General features: G+C 69.9%; 19 protein-coding genes. 5 read left to right on the top strand and 14 right to left on the bottom strand.

What is annotated here, in order from left to right; genetic code table 11:
* Positions 1-198 precede the first annotated feature (198 nt).
* Positions 199-1,128 carry a LysR family transcriptional regulator gene (locus tag WG922_RS02485; RefSeq protein WP_340280498.1) on the bottom strand — a complete coding sequence of 310 codons (930 nt, stop codon included), beginning with the start codon at positions 1,126-1,128 and terminating at the stop codon, positions 199-201.
* 78 nt (positions 1,129-1,206) lie between these two features.
* On the opposite strand from WG922_RS02485, the gene WG922_RS02490 reads away from it, so the two are divergent.
* On the top strand, positions 1,207-2,226 hold the full coding sequence (locus WG922_RS02490) for a sodium-dependent bicarbonate transport family permease (protein WP_340280397.1): 1,020 nt from the start codon (positions 1,207-1,209) through the stop codon (positions 2,224-2,226).
* Positions 2,227-2,473: 247 nt separating this feature from the next.
* Here WG922_RS02490 and WG922_RS02495 read toward each other — a convergent pair whose 3' ends face one another.
* The 5 genes from WG922_RS02495 to WG922_RS02515 form a co-directional block, all read right to left on the bottom strand.
* On the bottom strand, positions 2,474-3,913 hold the full coding sequence (locus WG922_RS02495; protein ID WP_340280398.1) for an NAD-dependent succinate-semialdehyde dehydrogenase: 1,440 nt from the start codon (positions 3,911-3,913) through the stop codon (positions 2,474-2,476).
* Between the two features lie 68 nt (positions 3,914-3,981).
* Complete coding sequence (gene fahA / locus WG922_RS02500; RefSeq protein WP_340280399.1) at positions 3,982-5,304, bottom strand: fumarylacetoacetase; 1,323 nt, start codon at positions 5,302-5,304, stop codon at positions 3,982-3,984.
* A 27-nt stretch (positions 5,305-5,331) separates the two neighbouring features.
* A complete protein-coding gene (locus WG922_RS02505; RefSeq protein WP_340280400.1) occupies positions 5,332-5,529 on the bottom strand; it encodes a DUF2783 domain-containing protein in 198 nt (65 codons plus the stop codon).
* A gap of 10 nt (positions 5,530-5,539) precedes the next feature.
* Positions 5,540-7,240 carry an FAD-dependent monooxygenase gene (locus tag WG922_RS02510; protein WP_340280401.1) on the bottom strand — a complete coding sequence of 567 codons (1,701 nt, stop codon included), beginning with the start codon at positions 7,238-7,240 and terminating at the stop codon, positions 5,540-5,542.
* Between the two features lie 43 nt (positions 7,241-7,283).
* Complete coding sequence (locus WG922_RS02515; RefSeq protein ID WP_340280500.1) at positions 7,284-7,712, bottom strand: MarR family winged helix-turn-helix transcriptional regulator; 429 nt, start codon at positions 7,710-7,712, stop codon at positions 7,284-7,286.
* A gap of 298 nt (positions 7,713-8,010) precedes the next feature.
* Here WG922_RS02515 and WG922_RS02520 point away from each other — a divergent pair, with 298 nt between their 5' ends.
* From WG922_RS02520 to WG922_RS02530, 3 genes are all read left to right on the top strand, one after another.
* Positions 8,011-10,311, top strand: a complete 2,301-nt coding sequence (locus tag WG922_RS02520; RefSeq protein ID WP_340280402.1) for an NADP-dependent malic enzyme — start codon at positions 8,011-8,013, stop codon at positions 10,309-10,311.
* A gap of 273 nt (positions 10,312-10,584) precedes the next feature.
* Positions 10,585-12,081 (top strand): MFS transporter, encoded by a 1,497-nt coding sequence (locus tag WG922_RS02525; protein WP_340280404.1) that lies wholly within the window; start codon positions 10,585-10,587, stop codon positions 12,079-12,081.
* A gap of 90 nt (positions 12,082-12,171) precedes the next feature.
* Positions 12,172-13,236, top strand: a complete 1,065-nt coding sequence (locus WG922_RS02530; protein WP_340280405.1) for a GNAT family N-acetyltransferase — start codon at positions 12,172-12,174, stop codon at positions 13,234-13,236.
* Between the two features lie 132 nt (positions 13,237-13,368).
* Here the strand turns inward: WG922_RS02530 and WG922_RS02535 are convergent, their stop codons facing one another.
* Positions 13,369-14,202, bottom strand: coding sequence for a polysaccharide deacetylase family protein (locus WG922_RS02535; RefSeq protein ID WP_340280406.1), 834 nt, complete (start codon positions 14,200-14,202; stop codon positions 13,369-13,371).
* 241 nt (positions 14,203-14,443) lie between these two features.
* Between WG922_RS02535 and WG922_RS02540 the strand changes: the two genes are divergently transcribed.
* Positions 14,444-15,589 carry a mechanosensitive ion channel family protein gene (locus tag WG922_RS02540; RefSeq protein ID WP_340280407.1) on the top strand — a complete coding sequence of 382 codons (1,146 nt, stop codon included), beginning with the start codon at positions 14,444-14,446 and terminating at the stop codon, positions 15,587-15,589.
* 13 nt (positions 15,590-15,602) lie between these two features.
* Here WG922_RS02540 and opgC read toward each other — a convergent pair whose 3' ends face one another.
* From opgC to WG922_RS02575, 7 genes are all read right to left on the bottom strand, one after another.
* Complete coding sequence (gene opgC / locus WG922_RS02545) at positions 15,603-16,826, bottom strand: OpgC domain-containing protein (RefSeq protein ID WP_340280408.1); 1,224 nt, start codon at positions 16,824-16,826, stop codon at positions 15,603-15,605.
* 10 nt (positions 16,827-16,836) lie between these two features.
* On the bottom strand, positions 16,837-18,255 hold the full coding sequence (locus WG922_RS02550) for a DUF3131 domain-containing protein (RefSeq protein ID WP_340280410.1): 1,419 nt from the start codon (positions 18,253-18,255) through the stop codon (positions 16,837-16,839).
* The gene (locus tag WG922_RS02555; RefSeq protein ID WP_340280411.1) at positions 18,252-19,685 is read right to left on the bottom strand and encodes a DUF3131 domain-containing protein; all 1,434 of its coding nucleotides are present in this window, start codon (positions 19,683-19,685) and stop codon (positions 18,252-18,254) included. The genes WG922_RS02550 and WG922_RS02555 overlap by 4 nt, the downstream gene beginning before the upstream one ends.
* Positions 19,682-21,064, bottom strand: coding sequence for a DUF3131 domain-containing protein (locus WG922_RS02560; protein WP_340280412.1), 1,383 nt, complete (start codon positions 21,062-21,064; stop codon positions 19,682-19,684). Before WG922_RS02560 ends, WG922_RS02555 begins: the two co-directional genes overlap by 4 nt.
* A 23-nt stretch (positions 21,065-21,087) precedes the next feature.
* Positions 21,088-22,929 (bottom strand): glycosyltransferase family 2 protein, encoded by a 1,842-nt coding sequence (locus WG922_RS02565; RefSeq protein ID WP_340280413.1) that lies wholly within the window; start codon positions 22,927-22,929, stop codon positions 21,088-21,090.
* 73 nt (positions 22,930-23,002) lie between these two features.
* Entirely contained in the window at positions 23,003-23,539 is a 537-nt protein-coding gene (locus tag WG922_RS02570; protein ID WP_340280414.1) for an ATP-binding protein, read from the bottom strand.
* A 5-nt stretch (positions 23,540-23,544) separates the two neighbouring features.
* A complete protein-coding gene (locus WG922_RS02575) occupies positions 23,545-23,892 on the bottom strand; it encodes an STAS domain-containing protein (protein ID WP_340280415.1) in 348 nt (115 codons plus the stop codon).
* Positions 23,893-23,897 lie beyond the last annotated feature (5 nt).

Consider the following 23,897-nt stretch of genomic DNA (forward strand, 5'->3'; position numbering starts at 1 on the left):
GCCCATGGTGGCCCGGCCGCTGCGGTGCTCCGCTCGGCCCGCACCGCGCCGGCCTGTCAGCGCGCACCGACAGGCCGCCCGCGTGCGAAGCGTCACGCTCTTGCACGCCACCTGTGCGGGCGCTTAAAAATTCAGCAAGGCTCGGGAGCCCCGCTGGCGCATGGGCTCCCGCGGGTTATGCAGGCAACTATCCACAAGCTAGGGCACAGGCACTGGGGGTAACTCAGCCGCAGCGGCGCGCTCCGCACCGGCCGCGCGCAGCTGGGCGAGGAACACCTGTGCAATGGGGGACAGGTGCTTGCCGCGCGGGCTGACAACGTGCCACTGCGAAGCGATCGGAAAACCCCGGACCGGCAGCACCGTGACCCCCTGCGCACCGCCGCCGTCCTGCAGGGCATGCCAGGACAGGACGGCCACGCCCAGCCCGCCGGCGACCGCCTCACGGATGGCCTCGTTGCTGCCGAGCTCGAGGCGCCGCGCGGGCGCGAAGCGCTGGGCGCGGAAGCTGGCTTCCACGGCCATCCGCGTGCCGGAGCCGCTCTCGCGCAGCAGGAAGCGCTCGGCAGACAGCTCGCGCAGCGCGAGGGCGCGCGCGCCGGCCATCGGATGCCCGGCGCGGGCGATCAGCACCAGCGGGTTGGGCATGAACACCTCGTCGTCAAGATCGATGTCCGCCGGCGGCTGCGACATGACGTACAGGTCGTCGAGGTTGTCGCGCAGGCGGGCGACGACGCCATCACGGTTGAGCACCTCCAGCGAGATGTCGATATCCGGATACCGGGCGCAGAACGCGCCGAGCAGGCGCGGCACGAAGTACTTGGCCGTGCTCACCAGCGCCACGCGCAGCCGCCCGCGCGTGAGCCCCTGCAGGCCGTCCACGTGCTGGCCGAAGGCATCCCACTCGTTGGCGATGGCGCGCGCGGTGCGGGCCAGTTCGCGGCCGGCCTCCGTCAGGTGCACGCGCCGCGCGATCACCTCGTACAGCGGCAGCCCCACCGCCTGCGCCACCTCGCGCAGCTGCATCGAGGCCGTGGGCTGGGTCACGTGCAGCGCCCGCGCGGCGCCGCTCACGCTGCCGGTCTCGGCCAGTGCCAGGAACAGGCGCAGCTGGCGGAAGGTGACATTCATGGTCATAGGCATATCCCTATGGATCAAAGGCGAAGAATCGATTTTACGCAGTGCAGCATGCCGCCTAGGATCGCGGCCATGCAGAACCTGCTCGATCCGGCCATCCTGTTCTTCGTCGTCGGCGTGCTCGCCGGCGCGCTGCGCTCCAACCTCGAGATTCCCCCGGCGATCGCCAAATTCCTGTCGCTCTACCTGCTGATGGCGCTCGGCCTGAAGGGCGGCTTCGCGTTGCACGCCTCGGGCCTCGATGCCACCGTCGCCGTGAGCCTGCTCGCCGCCATCGCGATGGCCTTCCTGGTGCCCGCGATCGGCTATGCCTTCCTGCGCCGGCACATCTCGGGTTTCGACGCCGCCGCGGTGGCCGCGTCCTACGGCTCGGTGAGCGCCGTCACCTTCGTGACCGCGATGCAGTTCCTGGAGACGCAGGGCACGCCGCCCGGCGGCCACATGGCGGCCGCGATGGTGCTGATGGAATCTCCCGCGATCATCATGGCGGTGCTGCTGGCCAACATGCTGCGCCAGCGGGCCTGCGCACCGGCCTCGGTCGTCGCGTCGCCCGGAGGCGGCGCGGCGCTCGCGCGCTTCGGCGGCGGGCCCGGCACGGGCACGCCGCTCGGCAAGATCCTGCACGAGTCCTTCACCGACGGCGCGCAGCTGCTGCTGCTGGGCGCGATGGCCATCGGCTTCCTGAGCGGGGACACCGGCAAGGCGGTGATGCAGCCGTTCTCGGGCGACCTGTTCAAGGGCATGCTGGCCTTCTTCCTGCTCGACATGGGCCTGCTGGTCGCCCGCAATTTCAGCGCGGCGCGCACCAGCTCGCCGGTGCTCCTGGGCTATGCCGTCGGCGCGCCGCTGGTGCACGCCGCGATCGCGCTGGCGCTGGGATGGCTGCTGGGCATGGCGGCCGCCGACACCGCGCTGCTGATGGTGCTGTCGGCCAGTGCCTCGTACATCGTCGTGCCGGCGGTGTTGCGGCACGCGATCCCCGAAGCCAATCCGTCGCTGTACTTCGGCCTGTCGCTGGGGGTCACCTTTCCACTCAACCTGATGCTGGGCATTCCGCTGTATGCCTGGGCGGCGCGCACGGTGCTGGGCTGATCCGCTGCCGGGTCGCCGAGGGCGTCAGGTGCTGGGGTGATCGCATCCGACTCCGGCATGACCAGGTACTGCCGGTGCGGCGTTGCGGGTGCGGGGTTGCGCGAGTGTGGGGGTGCCAGGGTGCGGTGCGCCCTTGCCGGCTGCCCCCCAAAAGAAGAACCCCGTGCAGCGACCCGGAGCGGGTCCCCGGCACGGGGAGGTGTCGAGACGACGAAGGCGCCCGGACCGAGCCGGGCGCTCGGCGCGATCAGGCGTTCATCACCGAGACGGCACGCACGTTGAGGTAGGCCTCCACGGCTTCCGGACCGCCTTCGGAGCCGTAGCCCGAATCCTTGACCCCGCCGAACGGCATTTCGGCCGTCGGCATGGCCGGCATGTTGACCCACAGCATGCCGACTTCGACACGCCGCGCCAGCAGGTCGGCGTTCTTCAGCGAGCGGGTGAAGGCATAGCCGGCCAGGCCGAAGGGCAGGCGGTTGGATTCGGCGATGGCGTCTTCCAGGCGGCTGAAGCTGCGGATCGCGGCGACGGGGCCGAAGGGCTCGTCGTTGAACACCTTGGCGTCCAGGGGCACGTCCGAGAGGATGGTGGGCTGCCAGAAGTTGCCGGCGTCGCCGATGCGCTCGCCGCCCGTGAGGACCTTGGCGCCGCGCTGCACCGCGTCCTGGGTGATGTCGGCCATCGCGCTCAGGCGGCGCGGATTGGCCAGCGGGCCCATCTGCGTGCCCTCGGCCAGGCCGTCGCCGACCTTCAGGCCCTTGGCGTGCTTGGCCAGCGCCTGGGCGAACTCGTCGCGGATGCTCTCGTGCACCAGGAAGCGCGTGGGCGAGATGCACACCTGCCCGGCGTTGCGGAACTTGGCGGCGGCCGTGGCCTTGACCGCCAGTGCGATGTCGGCGTCTTCGCAGACGATCACCGGAGCATGCCCGCCCAGCTCCATCGTGACGCGCTTCATGTGCTGGCCGGCCATGGCCGCCAGCTGCTTGCCCACCGGGGTGGAGCCGGTGAAGGTGATCTTGCGGATGGTCGGATGCGGGATGAGGTAGCTGGAGATCTCGGCCGGGTTGCCGTAGACCAGGCCCAGCACGCCGGGCGGGATGCCGGCATCGGCAAAGGCCTGGATCAGCGCGGCGGGGCCGGCCGGGGTTTCCTCGGGCGCCTTGACCAGCATCGAGCAGCCGGCGGACAGCGCCGCCGCCACCTTGCGCACGACCTGGTTGATGGGGAAGTTCCAGGGGGTGAAGGCCGCCACCGGTCCGACCGGGTCCTTGAGCACCATCTGGCGGATGGCGATGTTGTGGCGCGACGGCACCAGGCGGCCGTAGACGCGGAAGCCCTCGTCGGCGAACCACTCGATGATGTCGCCGGCGGCCAGCGCTTCGCCCTTGGCCTCGGACAGCGGCTTGCCTTGCTCCTGGGTGATCAGGCGGCCGATCGCCTCGGCGCGCTCGCGCATCAGGCCGGCGGCCTTGCGCATGATCTTGGCGCGCTCGGCAACGGTCATGTCGCGCCAGGTCTCGAAGCCCTTCTGGGCAGCTTCGAGCGCCTTGTCGAGATCGACGCGGCTGGCATGGGCCACGCGGCCGATCTCCTGGCCGGAGGCGGGGTTGAACACCGCCAGGGTGCGGCCTTCGGCAGCGTCCTGCCACTGGCCATTGATGAAGAGTTGGGTGTTGGGATAGGTCATCGGCGTCTCACTCGGGATCGGACTGCGGAACTCGTGATGGTAGGCGATCGTGCGGCTCGGGATATGGCTCAGGACATGGCGCGGGCGGGCAGCACCGTGCCGGCGCACTCGCCGAAGCCGATGCGCGCCGCCCCCTCGCGCTCGCACCAGCCGCGCAGCACGACGGTGTCGCCGTCCTCCAGGAAGGTGCGCTGCTCGCCGCCGGGCAGCTGCAGCGGCTTCTTGCCGCCTTCGGTCAGCTCGATCAGCGCGCCCGCCTGGTCCATGGTCGGGCCCGAAAGCGTGCCGCTGCCGAACAGGTCGCCGGGCTGCAGGTTGCAGCCGTTGACCGTGTGGTGGGCCACCATCTGCGCCACCGTCCAGTAGGCGTGCCGGTAGCTGGTGCGGCAGATCGATGCGCCCGGCTGGCTCGCCTCGCGCATGCGCGGCGTCTGCAGTTCCACCTGCAGCTGGATGTCGAAGGCGCCTGCCGCGCGGTTGTCGGGCGAGTCGAGGTAGGGCAGCGGCTGCGGGTCGCTCGCGGGCCGCTCGAAGGCGACACGGTAGGGCGCGAGCGCCTCAAGGGTCACCACCCAAGGCGACACGGTGGTGGCGAAGTTCTTGGCCAGGAACGGACCCAGCGGCTGGTATTCCCAGGCCTGGATGTCGCGGGCCGACCAGTCGTTGAGCAGGCAGATGCCGAACACGTGGTCCTCGGCCTCGGCCATGGGGATCGGCTCTCCGAGCGGGTTGCCGGCGCCCACGAAGATGCCCAGCTCGAGCTCGATGTCCAGGCGCTTGCTGGCGCCCAGCTGGGGCTGCTCGGCGCCCGGCGGCTTGAGCTGGCCGCAGGGGCGCACGAAGGACTGCCCCGACACACGGATGCTGGAGGCGCGGCCGTGGTAGCCGATGGGCACCCACTGGTAGTTGGGCAGCAGGGGGTTGTCCGGGCGGAACTGGCGCCCGATGTTGCTGGCGTGGTGGATGGAGGTGTAGAAGTCGGTGTAGTCGCCGATGCGTGCGGGCACGTCGTACTCGGCCTCGGCCTGGGGCAGCAGGCAGGCCTGCAGCGCCTGCTGCTGCTGCGAGCCTTCGCGCAGCGCCCGCGACAGCGCCAGGCGCAGCGCGCTGGCGGCCGCCTGCCCCAGCGCCATCAGCGCGTTGAGCTTGTCCTGCGCGCCGGCCTGCGCCGCCTCGCCGGCCGCGCCGGTGAACAGGCCGGCGCGGGCCACGGCCGCCAGATCGACGATCTGGTCGCCGATGGCCACGCCGGCACGGAAGCCATCGACGCCGCCCTTGCGGCGGAACACGGCGAAAGGCAGGTTCTGCAGCGGGAAGTCGCAGCCCGGCGCCTGCGCGCTGGCCACCCAGCTGCGCAGCTTCGGGTCGTGGGTTTCGTTCAATGCGGTCATGCGGGTCTCTCCAGGAAATGCGGCGGGTCAAAGGTCCGCGAGTGCGGCCTTCACGTGGGATTCGAAGCGCTCGGCATCGCCGAGCGCCTGGGCATTGAGCAGGGCCAGCTTCACCAGGAACAGCTCGCTGCGCTCGGCGCCTGCTTCGTCGATGGCACTGGCCAGGCGATCGTAGACCTGCTCCAGCTCGGAAATCGAAAGGGTGCGTTCCGGGGGTGTCGTCATGCGGTTTTCCTCATTGCGGCACGGCGGCGCGCAAGGCGGCGTCCAGGCGCGAGGCGTCCAGCGCCAGCCAGCGCGCGCAGATGTGCTGGTCCGGCCGCAGCAGGTAGGCGGCGCGCTCGCCCTCCATGCCCCAGCACGCGCGCAGGCGGCCGTCTTCGTCGGGCAGCGCGAGCTCGGCATCTGCGGGTGCGGCTTCCGCTCCGACGGCCACCACCTGCAGCGGCAGTCCGCGTGCGCGCCACCGAGCCACCACCTCCTGCACCGATCCCGCAAGCGCCGAGTCCGCGACGCGGGACACGGCCACCAGCAGCGTGAAGCACGGCCCGAGAATGTCCAGCAGGTAGGCGTCGGCCCCGAGCCGCACGTTGCGCGGCGGCGCCCCGTGCCCAGGACCGGCGGTGAACAGGTGGTCGTCGTCGCCGGGCGCGTTGAGCGCGGAGTCGGTGTAGGCGTGCGGACGCGAGGTGCGCCAGTGGTAGAGCGGCCGCACGAACTCCTGCGTGAGCGAGAGCGAGAGCACCGCGTTGCGCAACAGCCGGAAGCCGCGGCTGGGCGGCGCCATGAAGCGCGTGCTCTTGCCCGCTTCGTCGATGATTTCGCGCGCGGCACCCACGCGCTCGGCGCTGTAGCTGTCCAGCAGCGCCGGCCCGGCGATGCCGCGCGCCACCAGCGCCAGCTGCCAGCCCAGCGCCTGCGCATCCTGGAATGCGGTGTTGGCGCCGCGCACGCCGAAGATCGGCAGCAGGTGCGCGGCATCTCCGGCGAACAGCACACGCCCGTGCACATACCGCGGCAGCGTCAGCGTGCGCGCCGAATAGACCGAGCACCAGTCCATCTCCCAGGGCGCGCCCGCGTGGCCGACCATGGCGAGCTGCGCGTCGATGCGCTGGCGCATCGACGCGGGCTGCAGGGCCTCCTCGGGCGTTTCGCCGGCGGACAGCTGGTAGTCCACCCGCCAGATGCCCTTGGGCTCGCGGTGCATGAGGATGGTGTTGCCGGGGTTCCAGTCGGGATCGAAGTAGGCGCGGCGCTCGGTCGGGAACGGCAGGTCGATGCGGATGTCGGCGATGACGAAAAGTCCCTCGTACGACGCCCCCTCCATCTGCAGGCCCAGGGCCGAGCGCAAGCCCGAGCGGCCGCCGTCGGCGGCCACCACCCAGTCCGCCTGCAGCGCGTACTCGCCCTCGGGCGTGTCCACCTGCAGCACTGCGCCGTCCGGCTGCGGCTCGATGCCGCAGACGCGGTTGCCCCAGCGCAGCTCGATGAGCGGCTGCTGCGCGCATGCGTCGAGCAGGAACTCCTCCAGGATCTGCTGCTGCAGATTGGTCATGGGGGCCCAGCGCTCGTCTTCGTCGTGCGGCGCCTCCATGCGAAAGACGCGCTGGCCGCGGTAGTACGAGTTGCCGAAGCGCCACGACAGGCCCTCCTGCGCGACCCGCTGGGCCACGCCCACCTGCTGCAGGATCTCCAGTGTGCGGCGCGTGAACACGATGGCGCGGCTGCCCTGCGAGACCTGCAGCTCGGAGGTCAGCACCGTGCTGGCGACGCCCAGCTGCGCGAGCTGAAGGGCGCACACCAGCCCGGCCGGGCCGGAGCCGACGATCGCCACCGTGCAGCGCTGCGCGCGCGCGTCGGCCGAGGGCAGCCACGGTGCGTGGACCCGGTACCGGTAGTAGAGGGAGGGACGCGGTTCGGTGCTGGGCTGGTGCATGGCGCGGAGTGGCGGAGCGGGGCGAGGCGGGGCGTGCAGGTGGTCAGCCCGGATCGGCTGCCGCCGGCGGCTGCGCGCTGTGCTGCGCATGCTCGATGAGGCGGTCCAGCAGATCGGCCAGCAACTGCTGCTCACGGCTGCTGAGGCAATCGAAGATCTCGCGATTGCGCCGCGCGATCAGGCCCATGGTGCGGCGGAAGGCCTTGCGGCCCGCGGGCGTGAGGCTCAGCAGCACTCCCCGGCCATCGTGCGGCGCATCGGCCTTGCGCACCAGGCCCTGCTCGACCAGCGACTGCGCGGCACGGCTCGCCTGCCCCTTGTTGAGGTTGGCCTTCTGGGCGAGCTCGTTCACCGACAGCGGTCCAAAGGACCCGACGGCACCCAGGCAACGCCCGTCGCTGAGCGACAGGCCCGCTTCGGCGGGGTATCGGCGCAGGCTCTCCTGGTCGGTGAGCTTGTGCAGCGTGTGCATGCGCCAGGTGAGCGTGTGGTCCAGCCGCGGCGCGGCCTCGCCGGCCGGTGCGGCGGGTGTCTGGGCGCGACGGGGGGAAGGCAGGCTGCGGTGCACGACGACGGTGGCAGGCGAATCGGCCGGATTCTAGACGCATTGGTTGCGCGCGCAACCACAAGCGCGGCGCAGCGCACGGCAGCGCACACCGGTGCCGGCGCGAACCAGGTCGCCCGAAGCCGAGCTTGGCAGGGTCCCGCGCCCGGATATGCTGTCCCCTGGAGACACGGCCGCCCGTGCCGGCGGCGCAGAAAGGAACCTCATGAAAGAACCCACGTCCCAGGCCGAACTGGCACTGCGCGATGCAGCGCGCGACTACCACCGCAACCCCGGCCGGGGCAAGATCGCCGTGAACCCGACCAAGCCGCTGTCCAACCAGCGTGACCTGTCGCTGGCGTACTCGCCCGGTGTGGCCTATCCGTGCCTCGACATCGAAGCCGATCCTTCGCTCGCGGCGGACTACACGGCGCGCGGCAACCTGGTCGGCGTGATCACCAACGGCACGGCCGTGCTCGGGCTCGGGAACATCGGCCCGCTCGCCGCCAAGCCGGTGATGGAAGGCAAGGGGTGCCTGTTCAAGAAGTTCGCCGGCATCGACGTGTTCGACATCGAGCTCGCCGAGCGCGACCCCGACAAGCTGGTCGAGATCGTGGCCGCGCTCGAACCGACGCTGGGCGGCGTGAACCTCGAGGACATCAAGGCGCCCGAGTGCTTCACCATCGAGCGCAAGCTGCGCGAGCGCCTGAATATCCCGGTGTTCCACGACGACCAGCACGGCACCGCGATCATCTCCGGCGCCGCGCTGCTCAACGGGCTCGAGCTGGTGGGCAAGCGCATCGGCGAGGTGAAGCTGGTGTGCTCGGGCGCAGGCGCCGCCGCCATCGCCTGCCTCGACCTGATGGTCGGACTCGGCGTGGCCCACAAGAACATCTTCGTGGTCGATTCCAAGGGCGTGATCTATCAGGGCCGCCCCGGCGGCTACGACGAATCCAAGGCTGCCTACGCCCAGGACACCTCCGCACGCACGCTGGCCGACGTGGTGCGCGACGCCGACGTGTTCCTGGGCTGCTCCACCGCCGGGGTGCTCACGCCCGAGATGGTGGTCACCATGGCGGACCGGCCGATCATCCTGGCGCTGGCCAACCCCGAGCCGGAAATCCGGCCCGAGCTGGCGCGCGCCGCGCGGCCCGACTGCATCATCGCCACCGGCCGATCGGACTATCCGAACCAGGTCAACAACGTCCTGTGCTTTCCGTACATCTTCCGTGGCGCGCTGGACTGCGGCGCGACCAAGATCACCGAGGAGATGAAGCTCGCCTGCGTGCGCGAGATCGCGGCGCTCGCCAAGGCCGACATCAGCGAGGAAGTGGCCAACGCCTATGCCGGCAAGGAACTGTCCTTCGGGCCCGACTACATCATCCCCACGCCCTTCGATTCGCGGCTGATCCTGCGCATCGCACCGGCCGTGGCACGCGCGGCCGAGGCGTCCGGCGTCGCCACGCGGCCGATCACCGACTACGAGGCCTACACCCAGGGCCTCACCCGCTTCGTCTACCAGACCGGCATGATCATGCGGCCGGTCTTCATGGCCGCCCGCATGTCCGAGCGCAAGCGCGTCGCCTTCGCCGAGGGCGAGGACGAGCGCGTGCTGCGCGCGGCCCAGCTCGCCATCGACGAGCGGCTGGCCCATCCCATCCTGATCGGCCGCCCGGCGGTGATCGAAGCGCGCATCCTCAAGGCCGGCCTGCGGCTGCGCCTCGGCGAGGACGTCGAATGCGTGAACCCGGAGAGCGATGCGCGTTTTCGCCAGTACTGGGAGGCCTACCACCGGCTGATGGGCCGCAACGGCATCACGCCTGAAGCGGCGAAGTCGGCGGTGCGACGCTCGAACACCCTGATCGGCGCCCTCGGCGTGCACCTCGGGGATGCCGACGCGATGCTGTGCGGCATGGTGGGACGCTTCGACCACCACCTGGAGCACGTGCGCCAGGTCATCGGCGCCGCCGACGAGCAGCCGGCCTTCGCCACGCTCAACGGCCTGATGCTGCCCGACCGCACGCTTTTCATCGCCGACACCTACGTCAACGAGGACCCCGACGCCGATCTGCTCGCGCGCATCGCCCTGATGGCGGCCGCGCAGGTCCAGCGCTTCGGCATCCCGCCGAAGGTCGCCTTCCTCTCGCACAGCAACTATGGCTCGTCCACGCGCGGCTCGGCCGCCAAGATGCGGCGTGCGCGCGACCTCTTCGTGCAGCGCGCACCCGACATCGAGTGCGACGGCGAACTGCAGGGCGACGCCGCACTGTCCGAGGAGGTGCGCGCGTCCAGCCTCATGGAAAGCACCCTCTCCGGCGAGGCCAACCTGCTGATCTGCCCCACGCTGGACGCGGCGAACATCCTGTTCAACGTCCTGAAGATGACGGGCGGCCACGGCATCACGGTCGGCCCGATGCTGCTGGGCGCGAAGGCGCCGGTGCACGTGCTCACGCCGTCGGCGACGGTGCGGCGCATCGTGAACATGACGGCGCTGGCGGCGGCCGCCTTGCGCGTGCAGGGCGTCTAGGGCGTCCAGGGCCTTTGTCGCGTGCGGCTGGCGCGGCCCGCGGCAATCTGCAGCGGCGCGGGAGCGGCGCCGCCTTACACCTGCGCGCGGGGCCTTCTGGTAGGTTTCCCCGAAGGGGTTGCCACCGTCGCGCGGCCCGGGGGAGGGGAGATTCCTTGCGCATGTCCGGAAGCTGGTTCGTTTTCCACGGGTTCGTAGGCGCTGCGCGCAGCGTGCGCGCAACAGGCGCCTGGGAGCATCTGCAGCCGCGCGGCCTCTGAGCACGGGCACCCGATGCGCGACTGGCTCGGGCCCGTACCCGACATCTCCGCCGCCGATCTGCGCGCCGGCCAGCGGGCGCTGGTACAGGACCTCGCCTGGGCCAGCCTGACCGGCGCCTTCGCCGGCGGCGTGATCCTGATGGCGTTCGCACTCGCGCTCGGTGCGACGCCGCTTCAGATCGGGTTGCTTTCGGCCATCCCCTTCCTGGCGCAGGCTGCGCAGCTGCCCGCCACCCTGCTGATCGAGCGGGTGCGCCGGCGACGGCTCATCGGCGTGCTTGCGATCTCGTGCGCGCGGGTGGTGATCACGCTCACCGCCGTCCTGCCCTTCCTCGCGTCCATGCCGCTGGCGCTGGGCCTGCTGATCGGTGCACAGGTGCTGATCGCCGCGCTGCAAGCCGTCGGCGGTTGCGCCGTGAACTCGTGGCTGCACCAGCTCATTCCGCCGCGCGAGCTGGGCAGTTTCTTCGCCCGCAGGCTGTTCTTCGGCACGCTGGTAGCCTGCATCGGCACCCTGGCGGCCGGCATGCTGGTGGACCGCGCACCCTTCTCGCAACCGCTGCACGCGTACGGCCTCGCGTTCGGGCTGGCCGGCCTGGCCGGCTTCGTCAGCTCGTGGTGGCTCGCGCGCGCGCCCGAGCCGGTGATGCACCCCGCCGGTCCCGCCAATGAGTTGATGAGCCGGCTCGCCGCGCCATTTCGCGACCGCAATTTCCGGCGCTTGCTGATCTTCATGGGGGCATGGGCCGTAGCGGCCAACGTGGCGGCGCCGTTCCTCACCGTCTACCTGATCCGCCAGCGCGGCTATCCGGTCGTCACGGTGACGCAGCTGTGGGTGGTGAGCCAGCTCGCCAATGCCCTCACGCTGTACCTCTGGGGCCGCCTGTCGGACCGGCTGTCGAACAAGAGCGTGCTGGCCGTCGTGCTGCCGGTGTATTTCGCCAGCCTGATCGCCCTGGTCTTCGCCGACGCGGTGGGCAGCGCTGCCTGGCAGCTCGCCCTGCTCACCGCCATCCACCTCGTCATGGGCGTTGCCACCGGAGGCATCGGCCTCGCCACGGGCAACCTGGGGCTGAAGCTGGCGCCGCAGGGACAGGGGACGGCCTATCTCGCTGCGATCGGCCTGGTCACGGCAGTTGCCGGCGGCCTGGCGCCCATTGCCGCCGGCGCGCTGGCCCAGACCCTCAAGGCGAGCGCGTTCTCGACGGTGGTGCGCTGGGCCACCCCGGGCGGTGCGGGCGAAGTGGCGATCGTCACCTTCGCGCACTGGGAGTTCCTGTTCGCGCTTTCCGCGCTGCTGGGCCTGTACGTGATGCACGCGCTGTCGCGTATCAACGAGGGACCGGAGGTCAGCGAGCGCCTGGTGATCCAGCAGTTCGCGCTGGAGGCCCTGCGCTCGATGAACAACTTCTCCTCCATCGGCGGTGCGCTCGGCAGCCTGTTCCCGTTCGAGCGCCTGAACGAGCGGCGCAAGTGGTGGCGCGAGCGCCTGCCGCGCGCCGGCCCTTGATTTGCTCGCCGACGAAAACTTTTGCGGCAGAGCACACAAGCTCGTCGAGAGCGCTTATGGTCGTGCTTCGAACGACAGGGAGGCTTATCGATGAGGATCTCCGTGATCTCCGCCGAGGAGATCGATGCCGGCACCCACCACGCCTGGCTCCAACTGCAGCAGTCCAGCCCCCAGCTCAGCAGTCCTTACTTCACGCCGGAGTTCACCCAGGCCGTCTCCGCCGTTCGCGACGACGTGCGCATTGCCGTGCTCGAAGACGGTCGCGGTGTGCGCGGGTTCTTTCCGCACCAGCGCCGGCGCAGCATGGGCAGCCCGGTCGGCGGCCGCCTGTCCGACCACCATGGCGTGGTCTGCGCGCCCGGCACGTCCATCGACTGGTCGCAGCTGCTGCACAGCTGCGAGCTCGCCTTCTGGCGCTTCGACCACTTGCCGAAGGGCCAGGCTCCCGCCGGGCACAAGCTTGCTCACGCCTGCTCTCCCGGCCTCGATTTGTCCGCGGGCTTTTCGGCCTGGCGGCAACGGCGCCTGGATGGCGGCGGACGGCGCATCGCCGAGCTCGACCGCAAGGCCCGCAAGATGGCGCGCGAGGTCGGGCCGCTGCGCTTCGAGGCACAGGTGCGCGACCGCGCGGTGTTCGACGCCGTACTGCGCCTGAAATCCGAACAGTGCCGGCGCACCGGCGTCAGCGACTTCTTCTCGCAACCCTGGACGAGGGCTTTGGTCGAGCGCATCTGGCAGACGGAACTTCCGCATTTCGCCGGGCGCCTCTCGGCGCTCTGGGCCGGCGACACGCTGGTGGCTGCCCACCTGGGCATGCGCTCACGGCAGTGCTGGCACTGGTGGTTTCCGGTCTACGAACCTGCGCAGGCGCGGCACTCGCCGGGCGCGCAGCTGCTGCTGCGCGTGGCCCAGGCGGCGGCGGACGAGGGCTGCACCCTGCTCGACCTGGGCAAGGGGGACGATGCCTACAAACCCAGCTTCGCCGACTGCGCGATGCCGCTGGTCGAAGGCTGGGTCACGCGGCCGGCACTGACTACCGCGCTGGTCGGCGCGCATGCCTCGGCCAGGCAATGGCTGCGCAGCTCACCCCTGCTGCAAGCGCTGCGGCCGGTGGTGCGTAGCCTGCGGCGTGGCGGAATGCGGGCGACCGGCTGAGCGGGTCCGCGTGGGCGTTCGCGCGCGGTGCTTGAAAAGGTGGCTGCGGCGGCGCCGCGCGTGCGCGTGGCCTGAAACCTGCCGCCCGCGCCGGAGCCCGTGGGTCCGTTGCAGCCCGCGGGGCCACCGGCCTCAGCTGATCGGCTCGCGCACGGGCGGGTGTGCGAGCGCTGCGGTCTTGACCGGCTTGCGGCCCAGCATGGCCCGCAGGATGGGGTTGTGCCGCCACTCCTCATAGCCGGTCGCAACCTTCGCCAGCAGCAGCGGCAGCGGCGTCGAGAGCCACACCGAGATGCGCGGCAGCCGCAGCAGGTCGGCGTCGGCCCCGACACGCCAGTTGTCGGACGTGGCCGCGGTGGCATAGCCGGCCGCGCGGGCGATCTCGACGTGCTCGTCGCGCAGCCGGCCGTAGGGAAAACAGAAGCTGCGCACCTGCACCTGCAGCAGCGCCTCGAGTTCGTGCCGGCTGCCGGCGATCTCATCGACCGCCTGCGCCTCGCTGCAGGTGAGCAGGTCGGCATGGTTGCGCGTGTGGGCGCCGATCTCCATCCCCGCATCCATCCACTCGCGCAGGTGCTGCAGATCCATCAGCGGCTTGACCTCGACGCCCGCGGGGCGGTCCCACTCGTTGTGGCCGCCGATCTGCTGGCTGACCACGAAGGAGGTCGCCGTGAAGCCCAGCTCACGCAGCACCGGCAGGGCATGGTGGTAGTTGTTGAGGAAGCCGTCGTCCAGGGTGATGCCCACTACCTTGCCGACCTTCTCGCCGCGCAGGTAGGGCTCGAGGTCGCGCATCGACAGCCCGCGCCAGCCGATACGCGCGAGCGCGCGCATCTGCCGCGCAAAGCGTGCCGGCGGCAGCACCAGTTCACGGTGTGGCGTGCCGCGCGGGGGCACCATGTCCGTCTGGTGATAGGACAGGATCGGAATCGGCGGGCGTCTGGACGAAGAGTGCGGGGCGCTCATGCGGTGCTCTGCGATCGGTTGCTGGCTGGATCTGCCGCGGCGCACTGCACGCGGACCATGTTTCCTATTGTGAGTGCCGCCGAGCTTTCCGTGGGCCGCACAGCCCAGCCGAGGAAGGGCCCGATGGAGCTATTGCAACCAAAACGCTCTGGAATCTGGCACGACCTGACCTGCTGCGCCACCGCCCGCCGGAGGCCGGCGAGGTCCGGGCCTGCGGCCGCGCTCTGGTACGGTACGGCCCATGCAAGAACTCTTCGCTTGGCTCTCCGCCAGACACCTCGTCGGCATCACCCTGTTCCATATCGGTCTCGCGCTGGTCGTGGCCACCGCCACCTACACGGCCATGGTGGTCGGCCTGCGCTTCGTCACGGGGCGGCTGCGCCACATTGCGAGCCGCACCACCACCCCGATGGACGACGTGCTGGTCAACGTCCTGGACAGCACCAACCGCTGGTTGCTGCTGGTCACCGCGATCCTGATCGGTATCGAAGTGGCCGAGCTGGGGCCCCTCTGGACCTCGCGCCTGGGCCAGTTCTGGTTCGTCGCGATCGCCCTGCAGCTCGGGCTGTGGATCACGCGCGGCATCAAGGTCGGCGTGCGCAACTACGAGCTGCGCCACCACGGCAACACCACCCAGCTGAGCGCCTCCGGCACCCTGCTCACCTGGTTCCTGCGCACGGTGCTGTGGGCCGTCGTGCTGCTGGCCGTGCTGTCGAACCTCGGCGTGAACATCACGGCCTTCGTCGCCAGCCTGGGCGTCGGTGGCATCGCGGTGGCGCTGGCGGTGCAGAACATCCTGGGCGACCTCTTCGCCTCGCTCGCCATCGTGGTCGATAAGCCCTTCGAGGTCGGCGACTTCATCAGCAGCAACGCCGGCGTGGGCACGGTCGAATACGTCGGCCTCAAGACCACGCGCATCCGTGCCCTGAGCGGCGAGCAGATCGTGGTGAGCAACACCGATCTGCTCAAGCAGCCGGTCAAGAACTTCCGGCGCATGCAGGAGCGGCGCATCGTGTTCAACTTCGGCGTGACCTACGGCACCTCGCCGGACGACGCCGCGGCCATTCCGGACATCGTCAAGCGTCTGGTCGAAGCCGACGCGGGCCTGCGCTTCGACCGCGCGCATTTCCTCAAGTTCGGCGACAGCTCGCTCGATTTCGAGGTCGTCTATTTCGTGTTGAGCCCGGCCTACAACCTGTACATGGACGCGCAGCAGCGCCTGAACCTCGGACTGATGCGCGAGCTTGCCGCGCGCGGCATCGAATTCGCCTTCCCGACGCGCACGATCCACCTGGTGCAGGACGACGCGGCGTCACTGTCCGGTGCGTCGTCGCGCGACGTGGCGCCGCCGCAGGCACCGCCCGCCCAAGCGCGGGCAGCAGCGTGACGCGCGTCGCGCGCTAGTGCGGAATCCACCGGAACAGAATGCGCTTTTTCACCAGCCACCATGCTGCCAGGAGCGCACCGATGTGCACGGCGGTCGCGAGCCATACATGCTCCCCCACGGGAAACGTGCACTGGCTCAGCACAAGGATGAGATAGATGTGCACGAAGAAGACGTACATCGACTCCTGCCCGAGCGGCAGGAACAGCCATCCGAATGCCCGGTGGATCGGCCGCCAGGCCAGCGTGAGGACCACGTAGACCGCCACCAGCAGCACCGCGTTGTTCAACAGCCGCCCGGGACCGAGCTTGTACTTGAGGAACCAGCGCGCGTACCAGGCGCGGAAGGTGTCCGGTGCAATCCATTCCAGCCGGGCCCAGGCGGGCAGTTCGTCCAGCGGGTGGTTCCAGGAGAACAGTGCCAAGCCCACCGCGGCGAACACACAGGCAGTGGCGATGAAGTTGCCGAACTGCGTGCCGAAGAAACGCAGGATGCGGCGCCGATGGAAGCCGGCCACGACGCCGTGCACGAAGAGCAGCTGCCACGCGAGCAGCGGAAAGGCGTACTCGAACTGAGCGCCGGTCACACGAAGCTCGGCCGTCCCCGGGACTGCCTCCACTGCAAAATAATTGAGCGCCCACGCGGCCCAGCTCACCAGCAGCAACTGCGGCGTGCGGCCCTGAGCCAGCGCCCAGAAGATCGCCGGCGTGAGCAGGAACAGCACCACATACAGGCCCACCACTTGGAACTGGTGGGGCGCGGACTGCAGCAGCAGAACATGCAGCAGGTTGCTCATGAACCCGTCGCCCACCGGCGGGTAGAGGGGGTACACGGTGTTGGTCACCGGGTCGCGAAAGCTGGTGAGCGCCGCGAGATCCAGGCCCGGCACGAGACGCAGCAAGGACACCGACGCGGCCACGAAGAACGCCAGCTTGTAGAGGGTCCAGGCGCGCTCGAACAGCTTGGTGGTCGTTGCCGACAGGCCCTGCGCATGCAGCCGTTTGCCGTAGACCGAGCCGGTGACCACCCCGGCCAGGATGATGAAGGTCTCCGCGGACGACACGACGCCTACGCGCTCCCAGGCCAACAGCGACATCCACGAATAGAAATCGAAGTGCGCCGTGAACAGCAGCACGAACACGAAACCGCGCATGAAGTCGATGCGCAGGTCGCGGGCGGAGCCGGTGTCGGGATAGGTCCAGACCGAAGCGTTCGCACGGGGTACGAACGGCGCGTCCATGCCTGGCGTGTCAGTCGCGGGCCCGGCACGCCGGGCGTTCACGAGGCAGGCACCGATCGGTGCGCTGGAATGGGCTGGCGGTCTGCCGCTGGAAATACCCGCGGGGCTGGTCCGGCTCGAACAGCCGGCCCTTGACCTTGAACAGCAGGCTGCGCAGCACGTCGGCGTTGGTCGCCAGCGTCACGTGGGCGTGCGGCGCGCCCGTGGCCTCGAAGCGGCCCTCGTACCAGCCGCGGTTCGGATCGTGCAGGTGCTTGACCGCTGCCAGCAGCTGGTCGGTGTAGTTGCCGGGCCAGAGCGCCCACAGCCCGAAGGCGGCGCGGGTGGCAACCAGCGCCTGCTTGGGGACCTCCTTGTTGTCGATGCCGACCGTGTTCCAGGGGTAGCCCGCGGCATAGACGGCGTCGAGCACCACGTAGGGCGCCTCGCTGGTCTGGTAGTCGGTGCGCGCGGTGAAGGCCTGCTCGCGTTCCCAGCGCAGCTTCTGCACCTCGAAGATGCGCTGCGCGATGGCGCGCAGCCGCTGCTGCGACGGCACGGGCCCCGGCGGGTCCCAACCGAACTCCATGCCCAGGTAGACGTGCGGCATGGTGAGCACCGGCGCCGGCACCCCGGTGGTCCGCGGGTCGCGCGCATCGAAGGGCACCGGCAGCCCCTGCACGTTGAACCACTCCAGCGGCGGCAGCTGCGCCGAGGCGCTGCTGTCGAAACCCCAGGCGGCGTAGCCCGCTGCAGCGAGCTGCTCGTAGCCGAAACGCCCTTCGGGATAGGTGCGCAGCGCGCCGTCCTTCTCGCGCGACGCGCCCTGCAGCGCGCCGCAGTCGCTGATCGCGCGGCAGAAATTCCAGCGCAGCACGATCTTGTCCACGTACTCCTGGAACACCGGGTGGCGCTGACCGACGATGCGCAGCCAGGTCATGAGCCGTCCGACGTCCAGCGCCGACCAGCCGATGTCGGCGGGCCGGTTCTCGAAGTTCACCATCTTGCCGGTCGCGGTGTTGTACGCCTTGTTCGGCAGCGCGCCGCCGGACAGGTCCATGGACGCCAGCGTGCCGAGCAGGCGCGACATGCGCAGGTCGAACTCGCGTGCCTCCAGGATGCCCAGCTCACGCGCGGCGACGAGCGCGGCCAGCTGGTCCGCGACGTTCCACATGGTGGCCACCGGACGCCGGTCGCTGCCGTTCGCCAGACCGGTCGTCGCATCGGTGTTGTTCTCGACGTAGCGCCAGGCGGTGCGTGCCCAGAGGCGCTCCTCTGGCGTGAGCCGCCCGCTGCGCCCGAAGTCGCCGACGTGCGTGGCCGCATCGGCAGCGCGCTCGAACTGGCGTGCGGCGACACCGCATGCGGCCAGGGCCCAGGCCAGCGACAGCACCAGCAGCAGCCACAGCAGCCGTCGTGCGATGCCCGCCGGGGTGTGCGCGGGGCTCATCGCGGCTGGCCCGGCGACGCGTTGGGCCGGGTGCGTGCGTCGGGTCCATAGGGTTGGGTGCGCCGCTCCCACAGCCCCTGCCGCTCGGGACCCCACTGCAGCAGGGGGCCCTGCTGCTTGAACAGCAGCGTCTCCAGCATGATCCCGTTGTTGTTGGCAGTGAACGCCTTGATCGGCCCCTTGCCGTTCTCGAGGATGCCCTCGTAGTAGCCGCGATCGGGCTCGAAGCGCTGTGCGATGGTGTCGAATAGCAGCTCGGTGTAAGGGCTCTTCCAGAGCGCCCACATGCCCAACGCAGCCTTGAGTGCGATGGCCGCGAACTGCGGCACGTGCCGCCCGGTGTCGGTGATGGTGTTCCAGGCGTAGCCGTCGCTGAACACCGTGTCATAGACGAAGTAGGGCTCGACGTCGAGCTGGTGCTCCGAGCGCGCGGTGAGGATGCCGGTGGCCGCGAAGCGGTTCTCCTGCGCCTGGTAGACGCGGTCGGCGAATTCCTTCATCCAGGGATGCGTCGCGCGCCCGCGCTGCGGCCCGCGCTCGAAGGTGCGGTCCCAGCCGAACTCGATGCCGTCGAGTGCATAGCTCTCGGTGACGACATAGTTGTGCTGCTGGTACTTGCGCGGATCGCGCGCGTCGTAGGGCACCTGCACGCAATAGATCGGCGCGGTGGCGTAGGGCTCTGCGCGCGCCGCCAGCTCGGTGACGAAGCCCCAGAGCTCGAAGCCGCGCGCTGCGTACTCCTCGTAGCCCAGGCGGCCCTCCTGCACATACTGCGTCTTGCCGTCCTTGTCGATCAGGGCGCCGAACATCATTCCGCTGCGGTCGATCACGCGATCGAAGTTCCAGCGCAGCACGACACGATCGACGGCGTCCGCAAACTGCGGCAGCCGCTCCTTGACGATGCGCAGCCAGATCAGCATGCGCCCGATGTCGATGGCCGAGAAGCCGACTTCCCCGGGCTTGTTCGTGTAGTCCACCTTGGCCAGCGTCTGCGCGTGGTAGACCTTGTTCGGCAGTTCGCCCCGAAACAGCTCCAGCCGCTCCAGCGCCGCGAGCACGGCCGCCATCCGGCGATCGACCTCCTGCGGCGTGACGATGGCGAACTCGCGCACCGACAGCAACGCGGCCATGTACGAGGCCGTGTCCCACAGCGTCGTCGAGGGGTAGTTGTCGACCGCGTTGGCGAGGCCGCTGGGCTGGGTGTTGTTCTCGAAATACTTCCAGCACACCCGGGCCATGGCCTGCTCGCGCGCGTCCAGCGGACCGCGCCTGCGCTCCATGCTGCTCGCCGGCAGCGGGCCCGGCGGGCATCCCATCAGCGAGCCCATCAGTGGATCGGCTCGCGACTGGCCGCGCGCGGCAGGTACGAGGGCGAGCGCCGGCAGGGCGGCAAGCGCTCGGCAGAAGTCGCGGCGATCCGGTGCGTTCATCGGGATCCTTTCATGCGCGCCGGCGTGTCGAAGCGCAGCAGCGGCCCGGCTGCGATGTAGGCCAGCGACTCCAGCACGACGGCGTTGGTGTTGGTGGTGATGGCGCGGTTGGGCACCTGGTCCTGCTCGTAGCGGCCCGCGTACCAGCCCTTGCCGGGTTCGTGCAGTGCGGCGACCTCCTCCACCAGGCGCTGCGTGTACGCCGTGCGAAAGAGCGCATGCCAGCCGAAGGCGGCCTTGACGGACAGCGTGCGCAGCTCGGGATGCGCGGTGCCGTCCTCGGTCACCGTGGCCCAGGGCTGCCCGCCGCTGAAGACGCTGTTGTAGAGAAACCAGGGAGCCCGGTCGATGTGGTCCTCGGTCACCGCGGTGGGCACGCTGGTCTGCCGGAAGCGCGCCTCCTGGGCGCGCAGCACGCGCCAGGCGAATTCACGGCCCAGCCGGTCCCAGCCCAGCTCCAGGCCCGCCATGACGAAGGGGTCGCTCACGATGAAGTTCTGCGCGCCGAACTGCGCCGGGTCCCGCACATCGACGGGCAACTGCACCCCCTGCACCTCGACCAGGCGCAGGTTGCGCTGCCAGTCGAGCGCGCGGTCCGGGGTGAGTGCCACCAGGGCGGCGCCGCGGGCGGCGTACTGCTCGTAGCCGAGCCGCCCCTCCTGCACGAGCTGGGCCGCATGGCCGTTATCGCCCGCGGCTCGACCGATCAGGTCGCCCTCGCGCACCAGCTGCGACAGGTCCCAGCGTGCCAGCACCTCGCGTACCGCGCCGGCGTGCTCCGGCGCGCGCCAGGCCAGCGTGACGAGCGCGATCACCCCGCGTCCGACGTCCAGCGCCGACCAGCCGACCCCCTCGGGCACCGGCCGGTTGGCGTAGTCGGTCATGGCAAGGCTGCGCACGTCGTACGACTTGTTCGGCAGCGCACCGGCGTGCAGCGGCAGGCGCTGCAGGGCATACAGCATGCGCTGCACGCGCGCGTCGAATTCGCGCTGCGGCACCAGGCCCAGCTCGCGCGCGGCGACGGTGGCCAGCACCTGCGAGCCGATGTCCCAGAGCGTGGCCCCGCCGTGCCCCTGCACCGACCCCACCAGCCCCGTGGCGGGATCGGCCTCGGCCTCGAAGTACGCCCACGCGGTGCGTGCCCATTCCAGCTCCTGCGGCGTGAGGGCGCGCGGCGACGGCAGCGGCGGCAGGTCGGCGCTGGTGGCGATCTCGGCTCGCCCTGCGCGCGCGCCGCCGCTGCCGGAGCCCGCATCGATCAGGTTGGCCCGGCTGGTGGACTCGATCCACCACACGAGCGAGAAGGCCACCAGGATCGCCAGGATCCAGACGACGGAGCTGCGCGCCTTGACGAAATTGCTGGGTTCGTGATGGTCCATCGGCTCTGCCCTTCTTGTCTCTTCTAACCTGCGCTTGCTTCGGCCGATGCGGCACCGGAACTGCGCACCTGCGCCTCGTCCTCCGGCGGACGCCAGAGTGCGGCACGCACCAGCGGCAGCATCGCGAACACGTTGTTCAACCCCCAGGCGACGTTCACCACCAGGTTGGGCAGTTCGTCGCGCTGGCCATCGACGAACACCCGCCACGATGCATACAGCAGGCCGGCGAGCGTGAGCACGATGACGGTGAGCTGCGGCACGACCAGATGGATGAAGTTGCCTTCCTGCCGCTCCTTGGGGGTGACATGGAACTTGATCTTCTCGCCGCGCAATACCGTCCAGAGCGCGCGGAAGTTCAGCGAGAAAAAGGACAGGTACGACGCCTTGCCCTCCCAGCTGCGGATGCCCCAGGTGCCGAACATGAAAGCCAGCTCGGTCACGATGATGAAGGGCAGCGCGTGCAGGTAGAACGCGAGCGAATAGGACGACAGCGGCGCGATGCCGGTGAAGAGATAGATGATCGGCGCGGCCAGGAACACGACGTTCCACAGGCAGCCGAGGTACGACCAGAAGGTGGTGAGATACATCAGCCGCTGGGCCGGCGACATGCCGCCGCGCCAGAGCGGGTTGTCGCGCAGCGCGATGTCGAGCGTGCCGCCCGCGTACTTGAAGCGCTGGATCATCCAGGTGAGCAGGTCCTGGGGCGACAGCATCTTCGACTCGACCCCGGGGTGCAGCACCGAGCGCCAGCGCCGCTGCGTGTCGTTGTGCAGCACGATGGAGGTGTAGATGTCCTCCGAGACATGGAAGCGGTAGGGCGTGAGCTCGGCGTCCATCGCGACCTGCCGGCGCACGGCGTCGTCGAGGTCGGCGCGGATCTGCGGGTCGGCGACGCTGCGCGTGTGGCGGCGCACCTCGGCATCGATGGCCCGCGACCAGTTGCGCAGGGCCACCTGCATGATCGCTTCGCGCCGGTGCACCGAGGCGGCGCCGCAGCAGAAGGAAGCATTGCACCAGTTGCGCCGCCGCAGGATCACGTCGTAGAACAGCTTGGGATCGTTGATGAAGGGGTCCTCGCCGATGCGCACGCGACCGAACAGCCGCTCGACCACGCGGCCGAGCCCGCGCCCTGCGCGGCCGTAGCGCCCCTGCAGCCATTCGGGCAGCGGCGCTCCTTCGGGGATGTCGTAGAACCACTGCGGCGTCTGCACCCAGGCCACGTCGCGGTCGCGGAAGTAGCCCAGCGTGTGCTCCAGGAACGTGGGGAACAGGCGGGTGTCGGCGTCGCAGATGACGATGAAGTCGCCGCCGGTGTGCTCCATCGCGTTGCGCAGGTTGCCGGCCTTGAAGCCGATGTTGTTGCTGCGCGTGATGTAGTTGACGCCCTCCTGCTCGGCCACCGCGCGCATGCTCGGCCTGCGGCCGTCGTCCAGCACGTGCACGCGCAGCTCGATCGCGTGCGGATAGCGCAGCTTCCGGGCGTCCTGGATCGACAGGCGCACCAGCTCCTCGTCTTCGTTGTAGGTCGTGATGAACACGTCCACCGAGACCGGCCGCCCCGCTTCCGCATCGAGCACCTCGCTGGCCTCGGCAGGAGGCGGCCTGCGCGGCACGTCGCGCGTCTGCCAGAGGTTGAAGGCGAACAGCAGCAGGCCGATGTAGGCAAGTGTCTCCGCCACCACCAGCGGGATCGCGAACCACAGCGCGTCCCAGTTGAGGGACGCAGTCCAGCGCCACCAGATGTAGTTGGCCCCCAGGATGAGCGCCACGATGACGAGGAACTGCCAGGTGAGCTCGATGGCGGGCGAATGCGGGACCGGAGGAGGTGGGCGTCGATGCTCGAAGCGTTCGAAGTAGAAGCTCATGAATCCAAGGAAGACGGGGCTCGAAAATATTCTCTGGTGCTGCTGCGGCTGCCAGGCGCAACAGAAGGCAAGTTCACCGTTCGCTGCGGCGCAGCAGGCGCAGGTCGTTGCGGTCGCCGACGCGGCGGTACTCCACCTCGTCGAAGCTCAGGCGGATGAGGGCCACGCCCATGCCGCCTTCGGGCAGCGCGGCGATGCGATGAGGATCGAACGCGAAGGGCGGACCGCATCCTTCTTCGAGGCACCCGGGCGGCACCGGCCGCCCCCAGTCCTGCACCAGCACCTCGAACGCGCCGTCCCGGCGCAGCCGCCACGACAGCGCGATGCGTCCCGCGGCATCGGGGTCGTAGCCATGGCGCACGACGTTGCTCAGGGCTTCGGCCACGCCTAGCTCGACGGCATCCCGCGCTTGCGCGGGCAGCGCCGAAGGCAGGATGCGGCGCAGACGCGCGGTTGCCCCGGAGATGCTCTCGAGCGTGGCGGCGAATTCGCTGTGCTGCCAGTCGGCGGTGGTATCGGTGTCGGCGTTCCCGCCGGCGATGCCTGGCGCGGCGCTGTCAGCCGATGCCGGCGGCGTGGCGCGGGACGGGGCGGAGGGCGGCGCAGCCATGCTGCTCAGCTCGGGCCGTTCAGCCGCGCTAGCGCTGCCTGGCGGTCGGGCAGGATGTCGAACACCCGGTCCATGCGCGTGAGTTTGAACAGGGCGACGACGCTGCCGCGCGCGCCGTACACCGCCATCTCACCGCGCGCGCCGAGCGCCTTGAGGATCGAGACCAGTGCGCCGAGTCCGCTCGAATCGACGAATTCCACGGCCGAGAGATCCACGATCAGCCGTCGCTCACCCTGCTCGATGAGTTCCAGGGCTTCCTTGCGAAAGCTCGGCGCGGCGGCCGCATCCAGCCGCGCACGGCGCGGTGCGATGACGGCGACCCCGTCGTGGCGGTCGAGTTGAAGGTTTTCCATGCGCT

The organism is Ramlibacter sp. AN1015 (assembly GCF_037726105.1).
Lineage (GTDB): Bacteria > Pseudomonadota > Gammaproteobacteria > Burkholderiales > Burkholderiaceae_C > Ramlibacter.

Excerpts from the sequence above, each read along its gene's own strand:
- WG922_RS02485 (WP_340280498.1), bottom strand. The coding sequence starts at position 1,128 with ATGAATGTCACCTTCCGCCAGCTGCGCCTGTTCCTGGCACTGGCCGAG.
- WG922_RS02490 (WP_340280397.1), top strand. The coding sequence starts at position 1,207 with ATGCAGAACCTGCTCGATCCGGCCATCCTGTTCTTCGTCGTCGGCGTG.
- WG922_RS02495 (WP_340280398.1), bottom strand. The coding sequence starts at position 3,913 with ATGACCTATCCCAACACCCAACTCTTCATCAATGGCCAGTGGCAGGAC.
- fahA (WP_340280399.1), bottom strand. The coding sequence starts at position 5,304 with ATGACCGCATTGAACGAAACCCACGACCCGAAGCTGCGCAGCTGGGTG.
- WG922_RS02505 (WP_340280400.1), bottom strand. The coding sequence starts at position 5,529 with ATGACGACACCCCCGGAACGCACCCTTTCGATTTCCGAGCTGGAGCAG.
- WG922_RS02510 (WP_340280401.1), bottom strand. The coding sequence starts at position 7,240 with ATGCACCAGCCCAGCACCGAACCGCGTCCCTCCCTCTACTACCGGTAC.
- WG922_RS02515 (WP_340280500.1), bottom strand. The coding sequence starts at position 7,712 with ATGCACACGCTGCACAAGCTCACCGACCAGGAGAGCCTGCGCCGATAC.
- WG922_RS02520 (WP_340280402.1), top strand. The coding sequence starts at position 8,011 with ATGAAAGAACCCACGTCCCAGGCCGAACTGGCACTGCGCGATGCAGCG.
- WG922_RS02525 (WP_340280404.1), top strand. The coding sequence starts at position 10,585 with ATGCGCGACTGGCTCGGGCCCGTACCCGACATCTCCGCCGCCGATCTG.
- WG922_RS02530 (WP_340280405.1), top strand. The coding sequence starts at position 12,172 with ATGAGGATCTCCGTGATCTCCGCCGAGGAGATCGATGCCGGCACCCAC.
- WG922_RS02535 (WP_340280406.1), bottom strand. The coding sequence starts at position 14,202 with ATGAGCGCCCCGCACTCTTCGTCCAGACGCCCGCCGATTCCGATCCTG.
- WG922_RS02540 (WP_340280407.1), top strand. The coding sequence starts at position 14,444 with ATGCAAGAACTCTTCGCTTGGCTCTCCGCCAGACACCTCGTCGGCATC.
- opgC (WP_340280408.1), bottom strand. The coding sequence starts at position 16,826 with ATGGACGCGCCGTTCGTACCCCGTGCGAACGCTTCGGTCTGGACCTAT.
- WG922_RS02550 (WP_340280410.1), bottom strand. The coding sequence starts at position 18,255 with ATGAGCCCCGCGCACACCCCGGCGGGCATCGCACGACGGCTGCTGTGG.
- WG922_RS02555 (WP_340280411.1), bottom strand. The coding sequence starts at position 19,685 with ATGAACGCACCGGATCGCCGCGACTTCTGCCGAGCGCTTGCCGCCCTG.
- WG922_RS02560 (WP_340280412.1), bottom strand. The coding sequence starts at position 21,064 with ATGGACCATCACGAACCCAGCAATTTCGTCAAGGCGCGCAGCTCCGTC.
- WG922_RS02565 (WP_340280413.1), bottom strand. The coding sequence starts at position 22,929 with ATGAGCTTCTACTTCGAACGCTTCGAGCATCGACGCCCACCTCCTCCG.
- WG922_RS02570 (WP_340280414.1), bottom strand. The coding sequence starts at position 23,539 with ATGGCTGCGCCGCCCTCCGCCCCGTCCCGCGCCACGCCGCCGGCATCG.
- WG922_RS02575 (WP_340280415.1), bottom strand. The coding sequence starts at position 23,892 with ATGGAAAACCTTCAACTCGACCGCCACGACGGGGTCGCCGTCATCGCA.